This window comes from Pseudomonas sp. HS-18 (assembly GCF_020401845.1).
Classification (GTDB): Bacteria; Pseudomonadota; Gammaproteobacteria; order Pseudomonadales; family Pseudomonadaceae; genus Pseudomonas; species Pseudomonas nitroreducens.
This window is the reverse complement of record NZ_CP084413.1, coordinates 970,868-988,731: the sequence shown is the minus strand read 5'-3', so window position 1 is coordinate 988,731 and position 17,864 is coordinate 970,868. Positions and strand designations below refer to the sequence as shown.

The window sequence follows — 17,864 nt, the reverse complement described above, 5'->3', positions numbered from 1 at the left end:
TCTCTATCTGCCACTTCATATACGGATATCGCGCTCCCTCGCGAGATTCACCAGACTCTCCAGGGCCCGCTCGAACTCGAAGCGCCGCACGCTCGTGGCGATGCCCTCATAGCCCTCATTGAAGACGCTGCGCAGCAGGCTTGCACGTTCGCCGAGCAACCTCCCTGCGCGCGGGTCGTCGGCGGCCAGCAGGTGCGCCAGGCGCCGGCAGACCTGTTCGACCTCGGCGTCGTTGCCGCTCTCCAGCAGCGCAGGCGCCGCCGCCGCGGCCGGCAGCATGGGCACCGGCAGCGGTTCGTGGCTGATGTTCTGCAGACTCAGGCTGGCCGAGTCGTCGACCCGCCCCATGGGCAGCCGGCACCAGAACAGGCTGCCACGGTTCGGCTCGCTCTCCACGCCGACGCTGCCGCCCATCGCCTCTGCCAGTTTCCTGCAGATCGCCAGGCCCAGGCCGGAGCCGCCGTAACGGCGGGTGATCGAGCTGTCCGCCTGCTGGAAGGATTCGAACAGGCGCTCCTGCTGCGGCTCGGAGATGCCGATGCCGGTATCGCGGAAGGCGAAGTAGAGCTGCAGGCTGTCTTCGTCCTCGTCCTCCAGGCGGACGATCAGCACCACCTCGCCCTGCTCGGTGAATTTCAGTGCGTTGTTGCCGTAGTTCATCAGGATCTGCCGCAGGCGCAACGAATCCCCCACCACCTGGGCGGGCACCCGCGGGTCGATCTCGCAGCGCACCGCCAGGCCCTTGCTCGCGGCGCGGATGTTGAACAGGTCGAACAGCTCGCCGAGCAGACGCTCCAGGTCGAAGGGGATGTGCTCGAACTCCAGCTTGCCCGCTTCCACGCGCGACAGGTCGAGGATGTCGCTGATCAGCTCCAGCAGGTACTGGCCCGAGCCCTGGATCTTGCCCAGGTAGTCCACCTGTTGCGGGTCCAGGGTGGTCTCCTGGAGCAGGTGCGCCAGGCCGATGATGATGTTCAGCGGCGTGCGTATCTCATGGCTCATGTTGGCCAGGAAGTCACTCTTGAGCTGCGCCGCCTCTTCCGCCAGGTCGCGGGCCTCGGCCAGCGCCAGTTCGGTGGCCTTGCGCGCGGTGACGTCGCGGCTGACGCCGACCAGGCCGAGCAGCCGCCCGTGGTCGTCGTGGAAGGCACTGCGCAGGGTATCGAAGAGCACCCGCCGGCCATCCGGATAGACCACCCAGCCTTCGCTGGCATAGGGCTCGCTCTCGTTGAGCGCCTGGCGGTCGCGCTCCTGCCGGCCGGCGCCGGCCGCGCGGCTGAACATCTGCTGGTCGCTGCGCCCGACGATGTCCTCCGGCGCGCGCCCCAGGCAGTCGGCGAAGGCCTGGTTGACCCCCAGGTAACGGCCCTGGGTGTCCTTGAACCAGATCGGGTCGGGGATCGAGTTGATCAGCGCCAGCAGAGTGCTGCGCTGGCGCCGCTCCTCTGCTTCGGCGCGCGCGCGCTCGGCCACCTGGATCGACAGCCGGCGGTTCCACACCAGCACAAAGGTCAGCAGGGCCAGCACGCCCACAACCCAGGGCCAGGCGATCTGCAGCAGGTGCATCCAGTCGAAGACGTCCAGCGACGGCAACCAGCGCGTCTGGATCGCCTCCTGCTCATTGCGGGTGATGTTGTTCAGTGCGCGGTCCAGCAGCGGCACCAGCGGCTCCAGCTCCTTGCGCGTGGCGAAGCGCACCTGGCTATTGCCCAGCCCGCTATCGCCGCGCACTTCCATGTTGGACAGGCCGAGCTGCTCGATCAGGAAGGTCGAGGTGATGAGGTTGCCCACATAGGCATCGGCACGCCCGATGGAGACGGCCTTGAGCGCGCTGGGCGAATCCTCCGCCAGCACGAAGTCGATCCCCGGCACCGCCTTGGCCAGCAGCTCATGGACGGCATAGCCCTGCTCCACCGCGACCCGGCGGCCGGACAGGTCGTCCAGCGTGCGGATGGTGCTGTCGCGCCGGGCGAAGATCAGGCTGCTGGTGGTGACGTAGGGCTGGGTAAAGCTCAGGAAGCGCTGGCGCTCGTCGGTGGCCGCCATGGACGGCAGCAGGTCCACCTCGCCTGCCTTCACCGCGGCCAGCACCTCTTCCCAGGTGTTGTACAGCACCGGCTGGACCGTCATGCCCAGGCGCTCGGAGATCAGCTGCAGGTAGTCGGCGCTGATGCCATGGAACTGGTCGAACTCGTCGATCACCTCGAACGGCGGCCAGCCGGCGCGGAACAGGCCGACACGGATCGGCTCATGGGCCGTGACGAAGGCACGCTCCTCATCGGACAGCGCCAGGCTTGCTGCTCGGGCCTGGGCGCACAGCGCAACGAGCAGCAGAAGGCAGCACAGGCAGAATCGGCGCAAGGGCATGGAGGTCTCTCTGGGAATACCCTGCAAGCGTAGCCCGGCCGGCGACAACGAGTTTGAAAACGCGATGCGGATTGCTGCTCCGCCAGGCCCGACGGAGAATCGCCCCAACGGCCATTGCCCCGGAGACAGCCATGACGACCACCCGACTTGACCCCGAGCGCTGCTGGCAGGCGGTCTGCGAGCGCGATGCGCGTTACGAGGGACGTTTCGTCTTCAGCGTGCGCTCCACCGGCGTCTACTGCCGGCCGAACTGCCCGGCACGCCGGCCATCACGGGAGAACGTGGCCTTCTATAGCGCCGCCGAGGCGGCCGAAGCTGCCGGTTTCCGCCCCTGCAAGCGCTGCTCGCCGCGCGGCCCGAGCCCGCGCGAGCAACTCGATGCGCTGGTTGCTGCGGCCTGCGAGCTGCTCGACAAGGCCGATAAGCCCCCGACCCTGGACGAACTGGCCAGCCGTATCGGTCTCTCCGCCTCGCACCTGGCCCGCGCCTTCAAGGCCCGCACCGGCCTCACGCCCCGAGCCTGGGCGGAATCCCGCCGCGAGCAGCGCCTGGCTGCCGCCCTGCCGCAATCGCGCTCGGTGCTCGACGCCGCGCTGGAGGCCGGCTACTCCGGCACCCGTGCCCTGTACGAAAGCGCCACGCCACTGAGCCCGGCACAACGCCGGCAGAAAGGCGCGGGTGAACGACTGCGCTATGCCATCGCGCCCTGCCCGCTCGGGCTGGTGCTGCTGGCGGCCACCGACAAGGGCGTCTGCGCCCTGCTCTTCGCCGACAACGCCAGCGAGCTGGAACGCCAGTTGGCCGATCGCTTCGCCGCCGCCGAGCGAACCCGCGACGACACGGGGCTGGGCGACTGGCTGCGCGAGGTGATCATCCAGCTGGAAGAGCCCGAACAGGCCGCCCACCTGCCGCTGGACCTGCACGGCAGCGCCTTCCAGCTGCGCGTCTGGCGCGCCCTCACGCGCATTCCCAGCGGCGAGACGCGGCGTTACGGCGAGCTGGCCGAGGAGCTGGGCACGCATCCGCGCGCCATCGCCCGCGCCTGCGCCAGCAACAACGTCGGCCTGCTGGTGCCGTGTCATCGCGTGGTCGGCGGCACCGGCGAAGGCGGCTATCGCTGGGGCTTGCCGCGCAAGCGCGAACTGCTGCGACGCGAGGGCGGCTCAGGCGACGCCGGCGAACTCCGCCACCGAGCCGATCAGGATCAGCACCCAGAGTAGGCCGCCGAGGATCAGGAAGGGCACGTTGTAGCGGGTCAGCGAGGCGTTGCCCTGGCCCAGCGGATCGCCGCTGGCCTCGTTGGCGCGGCGCTGGATGTTCGTCAGCGGAATGAGTGGCACCAGACCGAGGATGAGGAACGGCAGGCTGTAGTGGCTGAGTTCGGGAATCCGGCTGGTGAGCTTGTCGGCGACATTGGAGAGGATCAGCAGCACCACCGCCCAGGTGGCGTCGCTGCCATAACGCCAGGCCCTGCGCTGTTCCTCCGGCAGCGCTTCGTGCACGCGTCGGGCGAGGGAATGGATATAGAAGATCATGAACAGGCTGCGCAGCGGCGGGTTGATCTTGCGCGGCATGTGCGGCTTCTGGATCGACCAGTGCTTGTACATCCAGTAGAGGTTGAACAGTCCCAGCGTCGCCACATACAGCACGACCATCTTGGTAATGGAGATGACGAAGAACCGGCTGGCCTGTTCGGCGCCAGCATGCGTCTCGACCAATGGGGCTTCGGGGGCGCGGTAGGGATTTTCCATTTCCATGGCGAACATTCCTTTGAACTGAAGGCGCCATTGTGGGCCAGGGCTGGCGCCGGGGCCAAGCTGGCGCATGCGCACAGGCTCGCATCCCGTCGCACGGCTCTCGGGGACGGCACCGGGCTGTGCTAACGTTGCCCGCCTCAGCCCCGCCTTCCCATGCCCATGTCCTTCTGGCCAATGATTACCCGCCTCGGCGACAGCTCCCTGCTGGCGCCGGCCGCCGTGCTCGTCTTCTGCTGGCTGCTGTATCGCCGCCAGACCGCAAAGGCCGGGCTTTGGCTGCTGCTGTTCGGATTCTCGACCGCGCTGGTGGTGGGTTCGAAGCTGGCGTTCATGGGCTGGGGAATCGGAATTCCGAACCTGAACTTCACCGGCTTCTCCGGGCACAGCATGCTGGCTGGTGCCGTGCTGCCGACGCTGGCCGCGCAGCTCTTCACCACGCGCCGTGCCGGCCTGGCCGCCGCCGCGCTGGCGGCAGTGATCGCCGTGCTGGTCGGTCTCTCGCGGCTGGCGATCAATGTTCACTCGCCCTCCGAGGTCTACGCCGGCCTGGCGTTGGGCCTGGGCACCAGCGCGGCCTTCCTCGCCGCCACCCGTGCGCAGTTGCCGGCCTTCCATCCGGCCGCCCTGCTGCTGATACTCGCGCTGGCTCTCGGGCAGACCGTCACTGGCGTACGCGCTCCGACGCACCAATTGCTCGAGCGCATCGCCGCGCACCTGGCCGATCGCGATCAGCCGTTCCAGCGCGGGCAATGGGGCGGTCAGCCGGACGTCTGACCCTGTTTGTCGTTCGGTTTTCCGAACGAGGATTCCGGAAAAATCCGGATATCCGAATGACGGGGGACTTTTCGATCACCGCCATTCGAAAAATAACTGTTTAAATTCAAATAGTTAAATAAAAAATACAGCCTTGGCACGGAGCCTGCTCTGCTCCTCCTCGAACATGCGACCGGCCTGGAGTGAGCCTCGCCGGCGCAGGACTGAATAACAAACACAACCAGTCGAGGTAGTCTCCATGCGTTTCGCACCCCGTGCGTTGGGCGTCGCCATTGTCGCGGCCCTGCTCGCCACTCCCGTCGTCGCCGAAGAACTGACCGGTACCCTGAAGAAGATCAAGGACTCCGGCACCATCGTCCTCGGCCACCGTGACGCCTCCATCCCCTTCTCCTACCTCGGCAGCGATCCGCGTCAGCCGGAAGGTTATTCCCACGACCTGCAGATCAAGGTCGTCGAGGCCCTGAAGAAAGAGCTGAATGCTCCCGACCTGAAGGTTCGCTACAACCTGGTGACCTCCCAGACCCGTATCCCGCTGGTGCAGAACGGCACCGTGGACATCGAGTGCGGCTCCACCACCAACAACCTCGAGCGCCAGAAGCAGGTCGACTTCTCCGTCGGCATCTTCGAGGTCGGCACCCGCCTGCTGACCAAGACCAGCTCGGGCATCAACGACTTCCCGGATCTGAAGGGCAAGAACGTGGTGACCACCGCCGGCACCACTTCGGAGCGCCTGCTCAAGCAGATGAACGCCGATCAGAAGATGGGCATGAACATCATCTCGGCCAAGGACCACGGCGAGTCCTTCCTGATGCTCGAATCCGGCCGCGCCGTGGCCTTCATGATGGACGACGCGCTGCTCTATGGTGAAATGGCCAAGGCCAAGAAGCCCGACGACTGGCACGTGGTCGGCAAGCCGCAGTCTTACGAGATCTATGCGTGCATGGTCCGCAAGGGCGACGCACCGTTCAAGCAAGTGGTCGACAAGGCCATCTCCGACACCTTCGCCTCGGGTGAGGTCAACAAGATCTACGACAAGTGGTTCATGCAGCCCATTCCGCCGAAGAACCTGAACCTCAACTTCCCGATGAGTGATGAGCTCAAGAAGCTGATCGCCAATCCGACCGACAAGTCTGCCGAGCAGATGTAACGGTCGCGCCGGGTGCTGCCCACAAGGCGGCACCCGGCGGGGGATCGGGAGCGCACGCCATGCGCTCCCGGCCCACCTTTCCTGATGACGATGCCGGAACACCCGCTACCCGCGGGTGGCGGGCGGCCTTGCGCCCGCGTCCGGCCCCGTGCCGTACAAAGCCACCGTGAAACGCAATCGAGGGGAAACCCGTCATGGATTACAACTGGGACTGGGGCGTGTTCTTCAAGTCCACCGGGATTGGCGACGAGCGCTACCTGGACTGGTACATCACCGGCCTGGGCTGGACCATCGCCGTCTCGCTCGCGGCCTGGGTCATCGCCCTGGCGCTCGGCTCGCTGCTGGGCGTGATGCGCACCCTGCCCAACCGCTGGTTGTCGGGCATCGCCACCGCCTACGTGGAGCTGTTCCGCAACGTGCCGCTGCTGGTGCAGTTGTTCATCTGGTATTTCCTGGTGCCGGACTACCTGCCGCAGCCGATCCAGGACTGGTTCAAGCTGGGCATCGCCCCGGAAACCTCGGCCTTCATCAGCGTCGTCGTGTGCCTGGGCCTGTTCACCGCCGCGCGGGTCTGCGAGCAGGTGCGCACCGGCATCCAGGCGCTGCCCAAGGGCCAGCTCGCCGCCGCCAGTGCCGTGGGCTTCCGCCTGCCGGCGATCTACCGCCACGTGCTGCTGCCGCAGGCCTTCCGGATCATCATTCCGCCGCTGACCTCGGAATTCCTCAACGTCTTCAAGAACTCCTCGGTGGCCTCGCTGATCGGCCTGATGGAGCTGCTGGCGCAGACCAAGCAGACCGCCGAATTCAGCGCCAACCTGTTCGAGGCCTTCACCCTCGCCACCGCGATCTACTTCACCCTGAACATGAGCCTGATGCTGATCATGCGCATGGTCGAGAAGAAGGTCGCCGTGCCGGGCCTGATCTCCGTGGGAGGTAAATGATGGACTTCAGCCAGATCGTCCCCGCCCTCCCCGGCCTCTGGGAAGGCATGCTCACCACCCTGCAGCTGATGGTGCTGGGTGTGCTGGGCGGCGTGGTGCTGGGCACCATTCTCGCGCTGATGCGGCTGTCCAACAGCAAGCTGCTGTCGAACATCGCCGGCTTCTACGTGAACTACTTCCGCTCGATCCCGCTGCTGCTGGTGATCACCTGGTTCTACTTCGCGGTTCCGTTCATCCTGCGCTGGATCACCGGCCAGGACACCCCCGTGGGCGCGTTCACCTCGTGCCTGGTGGCCTTCATGATGTTCGAGGCGGCGTACTACTGCGAGATCGTCCGCGCCGGCATCCAGGCCATTCCGAAGGGCCAGATTGGCGCGTCCTACGCACTGGGCATGACCTACGGCCAGTCCATGCGCCTGATCATCCTCCCGCAGGCGTTCCGCAAGATGACCCCGCTGCTGCTGCAGCAGAGCATCATCCTGTTCCAGGACACCTCGCTGGTGTACTCGGTGGGCCTGATGGACTTCCTCAACGCCGCCCGCTCGCGTGGCGACATCATCGGCCAGCCCCATGAGTTCCTGATCTTCGCCGGTCTCGTCTACTTCGTCATCAGCTTCGCCGCGTCCCTCTGCGTGAAGCGCCTGCAGAAAAGGTTAACCGTATGATCTCCATCGATAACGTCAGCAAGTGGTACGGCGACTTCCAGGTTCTCACCGACTGCAACACCAAGGTCGCCAAGGGTGAAGTGGTGGTGGTCTGCGGGCCGTCCGGCTCGGGCAAGTCGACCCTGATCAAGTGCGTCAATGCGCTGGAACCCTTCCAGAAGGGCGACATCACCGTCGACGGCACCTCCATCGCCAACCCCAAGACCGACCTGCCGAAACTGCGCTCCCGGGTCGGCATGGTGTTCCAGCACTTCGAGCTGTTCCCGCACCTGACCATCACCGAAAACCTCACCATCGCCCAGCGCAAGGTGCTGGGACGGAGCAAGGAAGAGGCGATGGACAAGGGCCTGGCGCTGCTCGACCGCGTCGGCCTCAAGGCCCATGCGCACAAGCACCCCGGCCAGCTCTCCGGCGGCCAGCAGCAGCGCGTGGCGATCGCCCGCGCGCTGGCCATGGACCCGATCGTCATGCTGTTCGACGAGCCGACCTCGGCGCTCGACCCGGAGATGGTCAACGAGGTGCTCGACGTGATGGTCCAGCTCGCCCACGAAGGCATGACCATGATGTGCGTGACCCACGAGATGGGCTTCGCCCGCAAGGTCGCCGACCGGGTGATCTTCATGGACCGCGGGCAGATCGTCGAGGACTGCCCGAAGGAAGAATTCTTCGGCGACCTGCAGAACCGCGCCGAGCGCACCCAGCAGTTCCTCGCCAAGATCCTGCCGCACTGATCCCGCTGTTGTTCTACCCGAGTGCCCTGGCTCGCCTGGGCACTCAACCTCACCGCAAGCACAAGAATAAATAAGGAAGTCCCATGCGCGTGTTCCACTTCAGCAAGCTGCCCCTGGGCGTCGCGATCCTCGCGGCGAGTTCGTCGGTCTTCGCCGTCACCCTCGACGGCGGCGCGGTCGCAGCGCCGGATCAGTACGGCGCGAAAGTCGCCGCCGAGATCCTCAAGAAGGGCGGCAACGCCGTCGACGCCGCGGTCGCCACCGCCTTCACCCTCGCAGTCACCTACCCCGAAGCCGGCAACATCGGCGGCGGTGGTTTCATGACCCTCTACGTCGACGGCAAGCCGTACTTCCTCGACTACCGCGAGATCGCGCCGAAGGCCGCGACCAAGACCATGTACCTGAACGAGAAAGGCGAGGTGATCGAGAACCTCAGCCTGGTCGGCGCCAAGGCCGCCGGCGTGCCGGGTACCGTGATGGGCCTGTGGGAAGCGCACCAGCGCTTCGGCAAGCTGAAGTGGAGCGAGCTGCTGACCCCGGCCATCGGCTACGCGCAGACCGGCTTCAAGGTCGCCGACCAGCAGTACCAGTACCGCCAGGACGCCATCGCGCTGTTCAACGGCAAGACCAATTTCGGCGACTACTTCGGCACCATGAAACCGGGCGAAGTGTTCAAGCAGCCGGAACTGGCCAAGACCCTGGAGCGCATCGCCGACAAGGGCCCGGACGATTTCTACAAGGGCGAGACAGCCAAGCTGCTCATCGCGCAGATGAAGCAGGATGGCGGCCTGATCACTTCCGACGACCTGGTCGACTACAAGGCCAAGTGGCGCGAGCCGATGCGCATCGACTGGCAGGGCAACACCCTCTACACCGCACCGCTGCCCAGCTCCGGCGGCATCGCCCTGGCCCAGCTGATCGGCATCAAGGAACAGCGCGCCGCCGACTTCAAGGGCGTGGAGCTGAACTCCGCGAAGTACATCCACCTGCTCTCGGAGATCGAGAAGCGCGTGTTCGCCGACCGCGCCGACTACCTGGGCGACCCGGCGTTCTCCAAGGTCCCGGTGCAGCAACTCACCGATCCCAAGTACATCGCCAAGCGCGCGAAGGAAGTGAACCCGGACGCCATCTCGGCCACCGAGAAAGTCCGCCCCGGCCTCGAACCGCACCAGACCACGCACTTCTCCATCGTCGACAAGGACGGCAACGCCGTCAGCAACACCTACACCCTCAACTGGGACTTCGGCAGCGGCGTGGTGGTCAAGGGCGCCGGCTTCCTGCTCAACGACGAGATGGATGACTTCAGCTCCAAGCCGGGCGTGGCCAACGCCTTCGGCGTCGTGGGCAGCGACGCCAACGCCATCGAGCCGGGCAAGCGCATGCTCTCCTCCATGAGCCCGAGCATCGTCACCCGCGACGGCCACGTCAGCCTGGTGCTGGGCACGCCCGGCGGTTCGCGGATCTTCACCTCGATCTTCCAGGTGCTGAACAACGTCTACGACTTCCACCTGCCCCTGGAGAAGGCCGTGGCCGCGCAGCGTGTGCATCACCAACTGCTGCCGAAAGACACCATCTATTACGACGCGTACGCACCGCTCACCGGCAAGGTCGCCGATGAGCTCAAGGCCATGGGCTACACCCTGGAAGACCAGGGCTGGAACATGGGTGACATCCAGGCCATCCGTGTGAACGGCAAGGCACTGGAAACCGCCTCCGATCCGCGCGGCCGCGGCGTCGGGATGGTGGTCAAACCCTAAGCCCCGGCAGACGCACCGTGTGGTACCCGAGCCAGTCCATCGCCGCCCCCCGGCGTTGGGCTGGCTCGGCCCCGGCGACTGTGCTGCAATGCGCTTCCAGCCCATTGCCGCCGCCGCTCACCGTGAAGCCACGCCTCGTGCGCAACTACCTGCTGCCCTTCCTGCTGCTCCTGCTCACCCTGGGCTTCGGCTACGGCGGCTACCTGATCAGCGAAGGCGCCGGCACCCGCAGCCTGATCGAGTCCGGCGAGCGCCAGCTGGAACTGCACGCCCGTGGCGTGGAAAGCGAGATCAGCCGCTACACCTACCTGCCCAGCCTGCTGGAACTCGAAGGCAGCGTCAGCCGCCTGCTGGTGGACCCCACGCCGCTGCACCGCGACCGCGTCAATCATTACCTGGAAGGCCTCAACCGCCGCGCCGGCAGCCGCGCCGTCTACCTGCTGGACACCTCCGGCCGCGTGCTGGCCACCAGCAACTGGCAGGACGTCGACAGCTACCTGGGGGAGGACCTGTCCTTCCGCGCCTATTTCCAGGAAGCCGTACAGGGCCGCCCCGGCCGCTTCTACGGCATTGGCAGCACCACCGGCGAACCCGGCTACTACCTCGCCCACGGCCTGATCCACGGCGGCAGGATCGTCGGCGTGGCGGTGGTCAAGGTGAAGATGGAATCCCTGGAAGAGCGCTGGGAGAAGGCTCGACTACAGGCCTTCGTCAGCGACGAGAACGGCATCATCATCCTTTCCAGCGACCCGACCCTGCGCCTGAAGGCCGTGCGCCCGCTCAGCGATGCGGACAAGGAACGCCTGGCCCGCAGCCTGCAGTACTACTGGTGGGCGCTCAATGAATGGCAGCCGCTGGCGCGCCGACCGCTGGGCGAAGGCGTCGAGGAAATCAGCTTCGCGCCGGGCGAGCACGCCGACAGCCACAAGCCGCTCAGCTACCTGATGCAGACGCGCCAGCTCAGCGACACGCCGTGGAACTTCACCCTGCTCACCCCGCTGGCCGACCTGCGCCGCGAGGCGATGATCCACGGCATGCTCGCCGCCGCCGGCTTCGCCCTGTTCGCCTTCCTGCTGATTGCCTGGAACGAGCGGCGCAAGGTCATCGCCACCCGCCTCGCCGCCCGCGAAGCGCTGGAGCAGGCCAACAATGCGCTGGAGCGCCGCATCGCCGAGCGTACCGCCGACCTGCGCGCCAGCAACCAGCACCTGCGCGAACAGATCCGCGAGCGCCGCCAGGCCGAGGACACCTTGCGCAAGGCCCAGGACCGCCTCGTACAGGCCGGCAAGCTGGCGGTGATCGGGCAGATGTCCACCAGCATCGCCCATGAACTCAACCAGCCGCTGGCAGCACTGCGCACTCTGTCGAGCAACAGCGTGCGCTTCCTCGAACGCGGCAAGCTGGACGTCGCCAGCAGCAACCTCGAAGCCATCGCCGAGATGGTCGACCGCATGGGCCGCATCACCGCCAGCCTGCGCGCCTTCGCCCGGCGCGCCGACGACCACGGCCAGGCGACCTTGAGCAAGGCGGTGGACGCCGCCGTGATGGTGCTGCAGGGGCGGCTTTCCGAAGTGCCGGTAACCCTGCACCGCGATTACCCCGATGCGCACCTGGCCATCGACCAGACGCGCCTGGAACAGATACTGGTCAACCTGATCGCCAACGCCCTCGACGCCATGAGCGGCCAGAGCGACCGCCAGCTCTGGCTGGAAGGGCGTATCGAAGGTGACAACCACTACCGCCTCGTGGTGCGCGACAACGGTCCCGGCATTCCGCCGGACGCCCGCGTGCACCTGTTCGAGCCCTTCTTCACCACCAAGCCCGGCGAACTCGGCCTGGGCCTGGGCCTGACCCTTTCCGCCAGCCTCGCCACCGCCGCCGGCGGTTCCCTGGGCGTGGCCTACCCGGAAACCGGCGGCACCGCGTTCGAGCTGCACCTGCCGCTGCTGCCCGCCCTGGAGACACCCGCATGAGCGATCCATCCCTGCGCGTCCTGATCGTCGAGGACGACCCGCACGTACGGCTCGGCTGCCAGCAGGCGCTGGCCCTGGAGGACATCGAGACCGACAGCGTGGGCAGCGCCGAGGAAGCGCTGAAGAAAGTCGGCGCCGACTTCCCCGGCATCGTCGTCAGCGACATTCGCATGCCCGGCATGGACGGCCTGCAATTGCTGGAGAAGCTCAAGGAACGCGACCCCAGCCTGCCGGTGGTGCTGATCACCGGCCATGGCGACATCGCCATGGCGGTCAAGGCCATGCGCGACGGCGCCTACGACTTCATGGAAAAGCCCTTCTCCCCCGAGAAGCTGGTGGACACCGCGCGCCGTGCCCTGGCCCAGCGCGCCCTGACCCGCGAAGTCAGCCAACTGCGCCGCCAGCTCGCCGGCAAGCAGGCCCTGGAAAGCCGGCTGATCGGCCGCTCGCCGGCCATGCAGGCGCTGCGCGAGCTGATCGCCAACGTCGCCGACACCTCCGCCAACGTGCTCATCGAAGGCGAGACCGGCACCGGCAAGGAACTGGTCGCACGCTGCCTGCACGACTCCAGCCGGCGCCAGCCCAAACCCTTTGTCGCGCTCAACTGCGGCGGCCTGCCGGAAAGCCTGATCGACAGCGAAATCTTCGGCCACGAGGCCCACGCCTTCACCGGCGCCGGCAAGCGGCGGATCGGCAAGATCGAGCACGCCGACGGCGGCAGCCTGTTCCTCGACGAGATCGAGAGTATGCCGCTGAACCTGCAGATCAAGCTGCTGCGCGTGCTGCAGGAACAGCAGCTGGAACGCCTGGGCTCCAACGAACTGATCCGCGTGGATTGCCGGGTGATCGCCGCGACTAAGTCCGACCTCGCCGCCATGGGCCGTGAAGGCACTTTCCGCAGCGACCTCTACTACCGCCTCAACGTCATCACCCTGAACCTGCCGCCGTTGCGCGAACGCCGCGAAGACATCCTGATGCTCTTCGAGCACTTCCTGCAGCAATCCTCGCTGCGCTTCGACCGCCCCGCGCCGGCCATCGACAACGCAACCGCCGCCACCCTGATGGCCCACGACTGGCCGGGCAACGTGCGCGAACTGCGCAACGTCGCCGAACGCTTCGCCCTTGGCCTGCCGGTGCTGGCCGGCGGCAACCTCGGCCCGGACGCCGGCGAGCCGCGCTTCGCCGAAGCCGTGGAAGCCTTCGAGAAGAGCCTGCTGTCCACCGCCCTGGAACGCCACGCCGGCAACCTCAGCCAGGCGGCGCATGCATTGGGGATGGCCAAGACCACGCTGTTCGACAAGGTGAAGAAGTACGGCCTCAAGGGCGAGTGATACGGCGCGCGCACCACAATCCCACGCCGGTTCCCGTTGTGCTTCATCGCACACCCGAGCCGGTACCCAAGCGACGCGCAGGCCACTAGTATTGTGGCCTCGGAGCCGTCCATCGGTCGCTTGCAGTCCGCCATGAAAATTCAGCCGCTTCCTCCGCTCAATAGCCTGCTCGCCTTCGAGGCGGCCGCACGCCATCTGAGCTTCACCCTTGCCGCCAAGGAGCTGAACGTCACCCAGGGGGCGATCAGCCGTCAGGTGCGCTTGCTGGAGGACTACCTGGGCAAGACGCTGTTCCAGCGGACCACGCGCACCATCAACCTGACCCCGGCCGGCGTCCAGTACCACGAGACGGTTCGCGACTGTCTGCAGCATCTCGCCCGCGCCACCGGCGAGGTTCGCCAATGGCGCGGCGACCAGCAGGTGACGGTGGCCACCAGCACCGCGATGGCGTCGCTCTGGTTGCTGCCACGGGTGGCGGAGTTCCAGAGCCTGCACGAGGACATCGACCTGCGCATCATCGCCCATGACCACGTGAAGGACTTTTCGCGTCTGGAGAGCGACCTGGCGTTGTACTACTGCAGCACGCCGCCCAAGGGTATGGACGTGACGCCGTTGTTTTCCGAGGAAATCTTCCTGGTCTGCAGCCCGGCCTACCTGGCGAAGCATCCGCAGCTGGCCTCGCTCGACGGACTTTCTTCCTGCACCTGGCTGTGGCTGGAGGACTCGCAACGCGACTGGATCGGCTGGCCCGAATGGTTCGCTCGGGTGGGCCACCCGCCCTTGATCCCGAAGCATCGGATCAACATCAACAGCTACAGCATGCTGATTCAGTCGGCCGTCGCCGGGCAGGGCGTGGCGCTGGCCTGGAACAATCTGGTCGATGCCCCGCTGGCCAGTGGCGCGCTGGTCAGACCTAACGACACGATGTTGCAGACCGACGCGAAGTTCTGCCTGCTCGAAGCCGTGGATGGACGCGGACCACGGCACAGTGTGCGGCTGTTCCGCGACTGGTTGATGACCCAGTTGTCCGTGGCGGATTAAACCCTGAAACGACCGAAGCCGACCGCTTGTGACGGTCGGCTTCGGTGCTGTCAGGTGGCGCGATGGCCAATGCCAGCGGACGTCACACGGCGGGCACCAGCCCCCTGGCCATCCCGCCCAGTACCGGCTCGCGACTCGGCGAGGCACCCTGCTGGGAATACTCCTGGGCGGGCGCACGGTCGTCCCGGGGTGACCGGGGCGCACCGTCGAGCGACTCCTGGCGCAGGCTGCGGATCAGGGTGTAGCTCATCGCGGTCATCAGGAGTGCGATCGGCAGGCCGACGACGATGCTCGCCATCTGGATCGCCTTGAGTCCGCCCGCCAGCAGCAGCCCCGCGGCCACCGCCCCTTCCAGGATGCACCAGAGCAGCCTGATCCAGTTGGGCGGGGTGATGCTGCCCATGGCGTTCAAGGTGCACAGCACCTGGGTGCCGGCATCCGCCGTGGTGACGAAGTGCACCGCCAGCAGCAGGCAGACCAGCACGCAAAGCAGGGCGCCGACGGTCGGCCCCTTCAGCGAACCGAGCAGGGTGAAGGTGGCCGCCGTGGTTTCCTTCTGGGTCGCTTGCAGCACGCTGCCGCCTTCGAATTTCACCGGCTCGCGGACTTGCTCGGCACTGGCGACCGGCGGCTGGAACTGCTGGCGCGCGGTCAGTTCGCTCTTCAACGCCGCGCCGCCGAACACCGACATCCACAGGATGGTCACCATGGTAGGCACCACCAACGCACCGATCACCAGCTCACGAATGGTCCGGCCCTTGGAAATGCGCGCGATGAACAGGCCCACGAACGGTCCCCAGGTCATCCACCAGGGCCAGTAGAAGGCGGTCCACCAATTCTGCCAGCCGCTGTCCTTCTGGGTATCCATCCACAGGCTCAGGCCGACCAGGTTCTGCAGGTAGTCACCGGTGGACTCGAACATCAGGTTGAGGATGTAGCGGGTCGGCCCGATGGCCAGCACGATCAGCATCAGCGCGAACGACAGGTACATGTTGAGTGTCGAGAGCCGCTTCATGCCCCTGGAGAGGCCGGCGAGCAGCGACACGCAGGCGATGATGGTCACCGCCAGGATGATGGCGAGCTGGAAGCCGACACTGATGGGCAGCCCGAATACCTGATGCAGCCCGGTATTGATCTGTGCGACGCCCAGGCCCAGGGATTGCGAGACACCGAAGGCGGTGATGGCCACGCCGAGGATGTCCACCACATGGCCGATCCAGCCGTAGATGCGCTCGCCGATCAGCGGGTAGAGCAGCGAGCGCAGCGCCAGCGGCAAGCCTTTGCGGTAGGCGAAATAGGCCAGGCACAGGCCGATCAGGCTGAAGATCGCCCAGGGATGCAGACCCCAGTGATAGAGGGTGATCCGCATGGCCACGGTCGCCGCTTCGTCGCTCAGGCCCGCCGAGAAGGGATTGCCGGCGTAATGCAGCATCGGCTCGGCCACCGACCAGAAGATCAGGCCGATACCCATGCCAGCGCTGAACAGCATGGCGATCCAGGCGGCGAAGCTGAATTCGGGCTGGTCGTGTTCCGCCCCCAGTTTCAGCGCGCCGAAGCGGCTGATGCTGACGTAGAGCAGCAGGCACAGTGCACCGCTCACCAGCGCCAGGTAATACCACTTGAAGTTGTCGAGGATGAAGGTGGAGGCTGATTCGAACGTCTTCGCCGCCTGTTCGTTCTGGATCGCGCAGAACAGCACGAACAGGATCACGGTGGCGATGGACGTCAGGGTGACACTCGGATTGAGGCCTTTGAGCAGGCCCGACTCTGCACGCATGGTTATCCCCTATTATTTTTGTTCAAGGGTTGAGGATCTCGCGGCGGGTTCGCGGCTCAGGTATCCGCTCCTGGCAGCCATTACGGCACGCCTGCCACAAGATGATCGCCAGCCTGTCGCGGCCGGAGAACGTGACTACACCATGGTGGAGGCAGGTCGTTCGGACAACTCATTTATCCTCATCGACTCATTACCTGAACGCATCAATCGAGAAACCCGGCTTTCTCTGCCAACGCCTCTTGCTTCGCGCTCATCCCTTCGCTTCCGATCAACAAATTAATGATAAAAACTAATAAATAGAGGCGAAAAAATCGTTTGTCCGCCGCGTCATCTCTTGCCGACACTCGCCGCCAGGCCGTGGGAACACCCACCGAGCCCTTCCTTTCCGTGCCAGCAAGAGAAAACAACAATGACGACGACAACCGCCCCTTGCCTGATTGCCACCCATAACCTGGAAACCGTACTGGCGCCCATTCATCAAGCCCACGGCCTGACCAACGAGTACTACACCGAACAACGCCACTTCGAACTGGAGCGCGATCAACTGCTCGGGCGCAACTGGGCCTGCGTGGGTTTTGCCAGCGACCTGCCGAACAACAGCTACGTGAAACCGGTGGACTTCATGGGCCTGCCGTTGCTGCTGATGCGCAACCGCGAAGGCCTGGTGCAGGTGTTCCACAACGTGTGCAGCCACCGCGGCGTAAAGCTGGTGCAGGAAGCCGGTGACGTGCAGGGGGTGATCCGCTGCCCCTACCACTCCTGGACCTACGACCTGAACGGCGGCCTGAAAGGCACGCCGCACATTGGCGGCATCAACCAGCACAAGGACGAGCGCTTCGCCTGCGAGAAGCACGGCCTGAAGGCGCTGCGCAGCGCGATCTGGATGGACATGGTGTTCGTCAACCTGTCCGGCGATGCCCCGGCGCTGGAAGAACAGCTCGCCCCGCTGACCGAGCGCTGGACGCAATTCCTCGGCAACGACGGCCTGTCGCTGCTGCGTCGCGAAGCGAACAGCGGCGCCCTGAACATCAACGTGGCGTGCAACTGGAAGCTGGCGGTGGAGAACTACTGCGAGGCCTATCACCTGCCGTGGGTGCACCCGAGCCTGAACAGCTACTCGCGCCTGGAAGACCACTACAACATCCTGTTCGACCAGTTCGCCGGCCAGGGCAGCCATGCCTACAACCTGTCCGACGTCGCCGGCACCCACCTGCCGATGTTCCCGTCCTGGCCGAAGGACCGTCTGCGCACCGCCGAATACGTGGCGTTCTTCCCCAACGTGCTGCTGGGCATTCAGGCCGACCACGCCTTCGCCATGATGCTGGAGCCGGTCGCACCCGGTAAGACCGTCGAGCACCTGCGGGTGTTCTATGTCGGCGACGAGGCGCTCGACGACAGCTACGAAACCGCGCGCAACGCGGTCCTGGAATCCTGGCGCGTGGTGTTCGCCGAAGACATCGCCTCGGTCGAGGGCATGCAGCAGGGTCGCCATTCCCCTGGCTACAGCGGCGGCGCCTTCTCCCCGGAGATGGACCTGCCCACGCACTACTTCCACCAGTGGGCCGCGCGCCAGTTGCTCGATTACGCGCAGAAAGCCTGAGGG

At 65.8% G+C, this 17,864-nt stretch carries 14 protein-coding genes; 11 read left to right on the top strand and 3 right to left on the bottom strand.

All coding sequences use genetic code 11. From position 1 onward, the window contains the following. Positions 1–15: 15 nt before the first annotated feature. Positions 16–2,367, bottom strand: a complete 2,352-nt coding sequence (locus LDJ84_RS04685) for an ATP-binding protein (protein WP_226045965.1) — start codon at positions 2,365–2,367, stop codon at positions 16–18. Positions 2,368–2,498: 131 nt separating this feature from the next. Between LDJ84_RS04685 and ada the strand changes: the two genes are divergently transcribed. Then, positions 2,499–3,587 carry a bifunctional DNA-binding transcriptional regulator/O6-methylguanine-DNA methyltransferase Ada gene (gene ada, locus LDJ84_RS04680; protein WP_024763034.1) on the top strand — a complete coding sequence of 363 codons (1,089 nt, stop codon included), beginning with the start codon at positions 2,499–2,501 and terminating at the stop codon, positions 3,585–3,587. On the opposite strand, the gene LDJ84_RS04675 is transcribed toward ada, so the two are convergent. Then, complete coding sequence (locus LDJ84_RS04675) at positions 3,531–4,124, bottom strand: hypothetical protein (RefSeq protein WP_169888649.1); 594 nt, start codon at positions 4,122–4,124, stop codon at positions 3,531–3,533. The genes ada and LDJ84_RS04675 overlap by 57 nt on opposite strands. 174 nt (positions 4,125–4,298) lie before the next feature. Between LDJ84_RS04675 and LDJ84_RS04670 the strand changes: the two genes are divergently transcribed. From LDJ84_RS04670 to LDJ84_RS04630, 9 genes are all read left to right on the top strand, one after another. Beyond that, the gene (locus tag LDJ84_RS04670) at positions 4,299–4,898 is read left to right on the top strand and encodes a phosphatase PAP2 family protein (protein ID WP_226045964.1); all 600 of its coding nucleotides are present in this window, start codon (positions 4,299–4,301) and stop codon (positions 4,896–4,898) included. 238 nt (positions 4,899–5,136) lie between these two features. Next, a complete protein-coding gene (locus tag LDJ84_RS04665; protein ID WP_024763031.1) occupies positions 5,137–6,045 on the top strand; it encodes a glutamate/aspartate ABC transporter substrate-binding protein in 909 nt (302 codons plus the stop codon). Positions 6,046–6,239: 194 nt separating this feature from the next. After that, the gene (locus LDJ84_RS04660) at positions 6,240–6,986 is read left to right on the top strand and encodes an amino acid ABC transporter permease (protein ID WP_017521678.1); all 747 of its coding nucleotides are present in this window, start codon (positions 6,240–6,242) and stop codon (positions 6,984–6,986) included. Continuing rightward, on the top strand, positions 6,983–7,651 hold the full coding sequence (locus tag LDJ84_RS04655) for an amino acid ABC transporter permease (protein ID WP_024763030.1): 669 nt from the start codon (positions 6,983–6,985) through the stop codon (positions 7,649–7,651). The genes LDJ84_RS04660 and LDJ84_RS04655 overlap by 4 nt, the downstream gene beginning before the upstream one ends. After that, positions 7,648–8,382 (top strand): amino acid ABC transporter ATP-binding protein, encoded by a 735-nt coding sequence (locus LDJ84_RS04650; RefSeq protein WP_037013779.1) that lies wholly within the window; start codon positions 7,648–7,650, stop codon positions 8,380–8,382. Before LDJ84_RS04655 ends, LDJ84_RS04650 begins: the two co-directional genes overlap by 4 nt. Positions 8,383–8,465: 83 nt before the next feature. Continuing rightward, positions 8,466–10,139 carry a gamma-glutamyltransferase gene (ggt, locus tag LDJ84_RS04645; protein WP_226045963.1) on the top strand — a complete coding sequence of 558 codons (1,674 nt, stop codon included), beginning with the start codon at positions 8,466–8,468 and terminating at the stop codon, positions 10,137–10,139. Positions 10,140–10,222: 83 nt separating this feature from the next. Further along, the gene (locus tag LDJ84_RS04640; RefSeq protein ID WP_413247454.1) at positions 10,223–12,112 is read left to right on the top strand and encodes a sensor histidine kinase; all 1,890 of its coding nucleotides are present in this window, start codon (positions 10,223–10,225) and stop codon (positions 12,110–12,112) included. Further along, positions 12,109–13,443, top strand: a complete 1,335-nt coding sequence (locus LDJ84_RS04635) for a sigma-54-dependent transcriptional regulator (protein WP_024763026.1) — start codon at positions 12,109–12,111, stop codon at positions 13,441–13,443. The genes LDJ84_RS04640 and LDJ84_RS04635 overlap by 4 nt, the downstream gene beginning before the upstream one ends. A 132-nt stretch (positions 13,444–13,575) precedes the next feature. Next, positions 13,576–14,484 carry a LysR substrate-binding domain-containing protein gene (locus LDJ84_RS04630; RefSeq protein WP_024763025.1) on the top strand — a complete coding sequence of 303 codons (909 nt, stop codon included), beginning with the start codon at positions 13,576–13,578 and terminating at the stop codon, positions 14,482–14,484. Positions 14,485–14,566: 82 nt separating this feature from the next. Here LDJ84_RS04630 and LDJ84_RS04625 read toward each other — a convergent pair whose 3' ends face one another. Beyond that, entirely contained in the window at positions 14,567–16,261 is a 1,695-nt protein-coding gene (locus LDJ84_RS04625; RefSeq protein WP_024763024.1) for a BCCT family transporter, read from the bottom strand. Positions 16,262–16,670: 409 nt separating this feature from the next. On the opposite strand from LDJ84_RS04625, the gene LDJ84_RS04620 reads away from it, so the two are divergent. Then, complete coding sequence (locus tag LDJ84_RS04620) at positions 16,671–17,861, top strand: aromatic ring-hydroxylating oxygenase subunit alpha (protein WP_052239112.1); 1,191 nt, start codon at positions 16,671–16,673, stop codon at positions 17,859–17,861. The last annotated feature ends 3 nt before the right edge of the window (positions 17,862–17,864 follow it).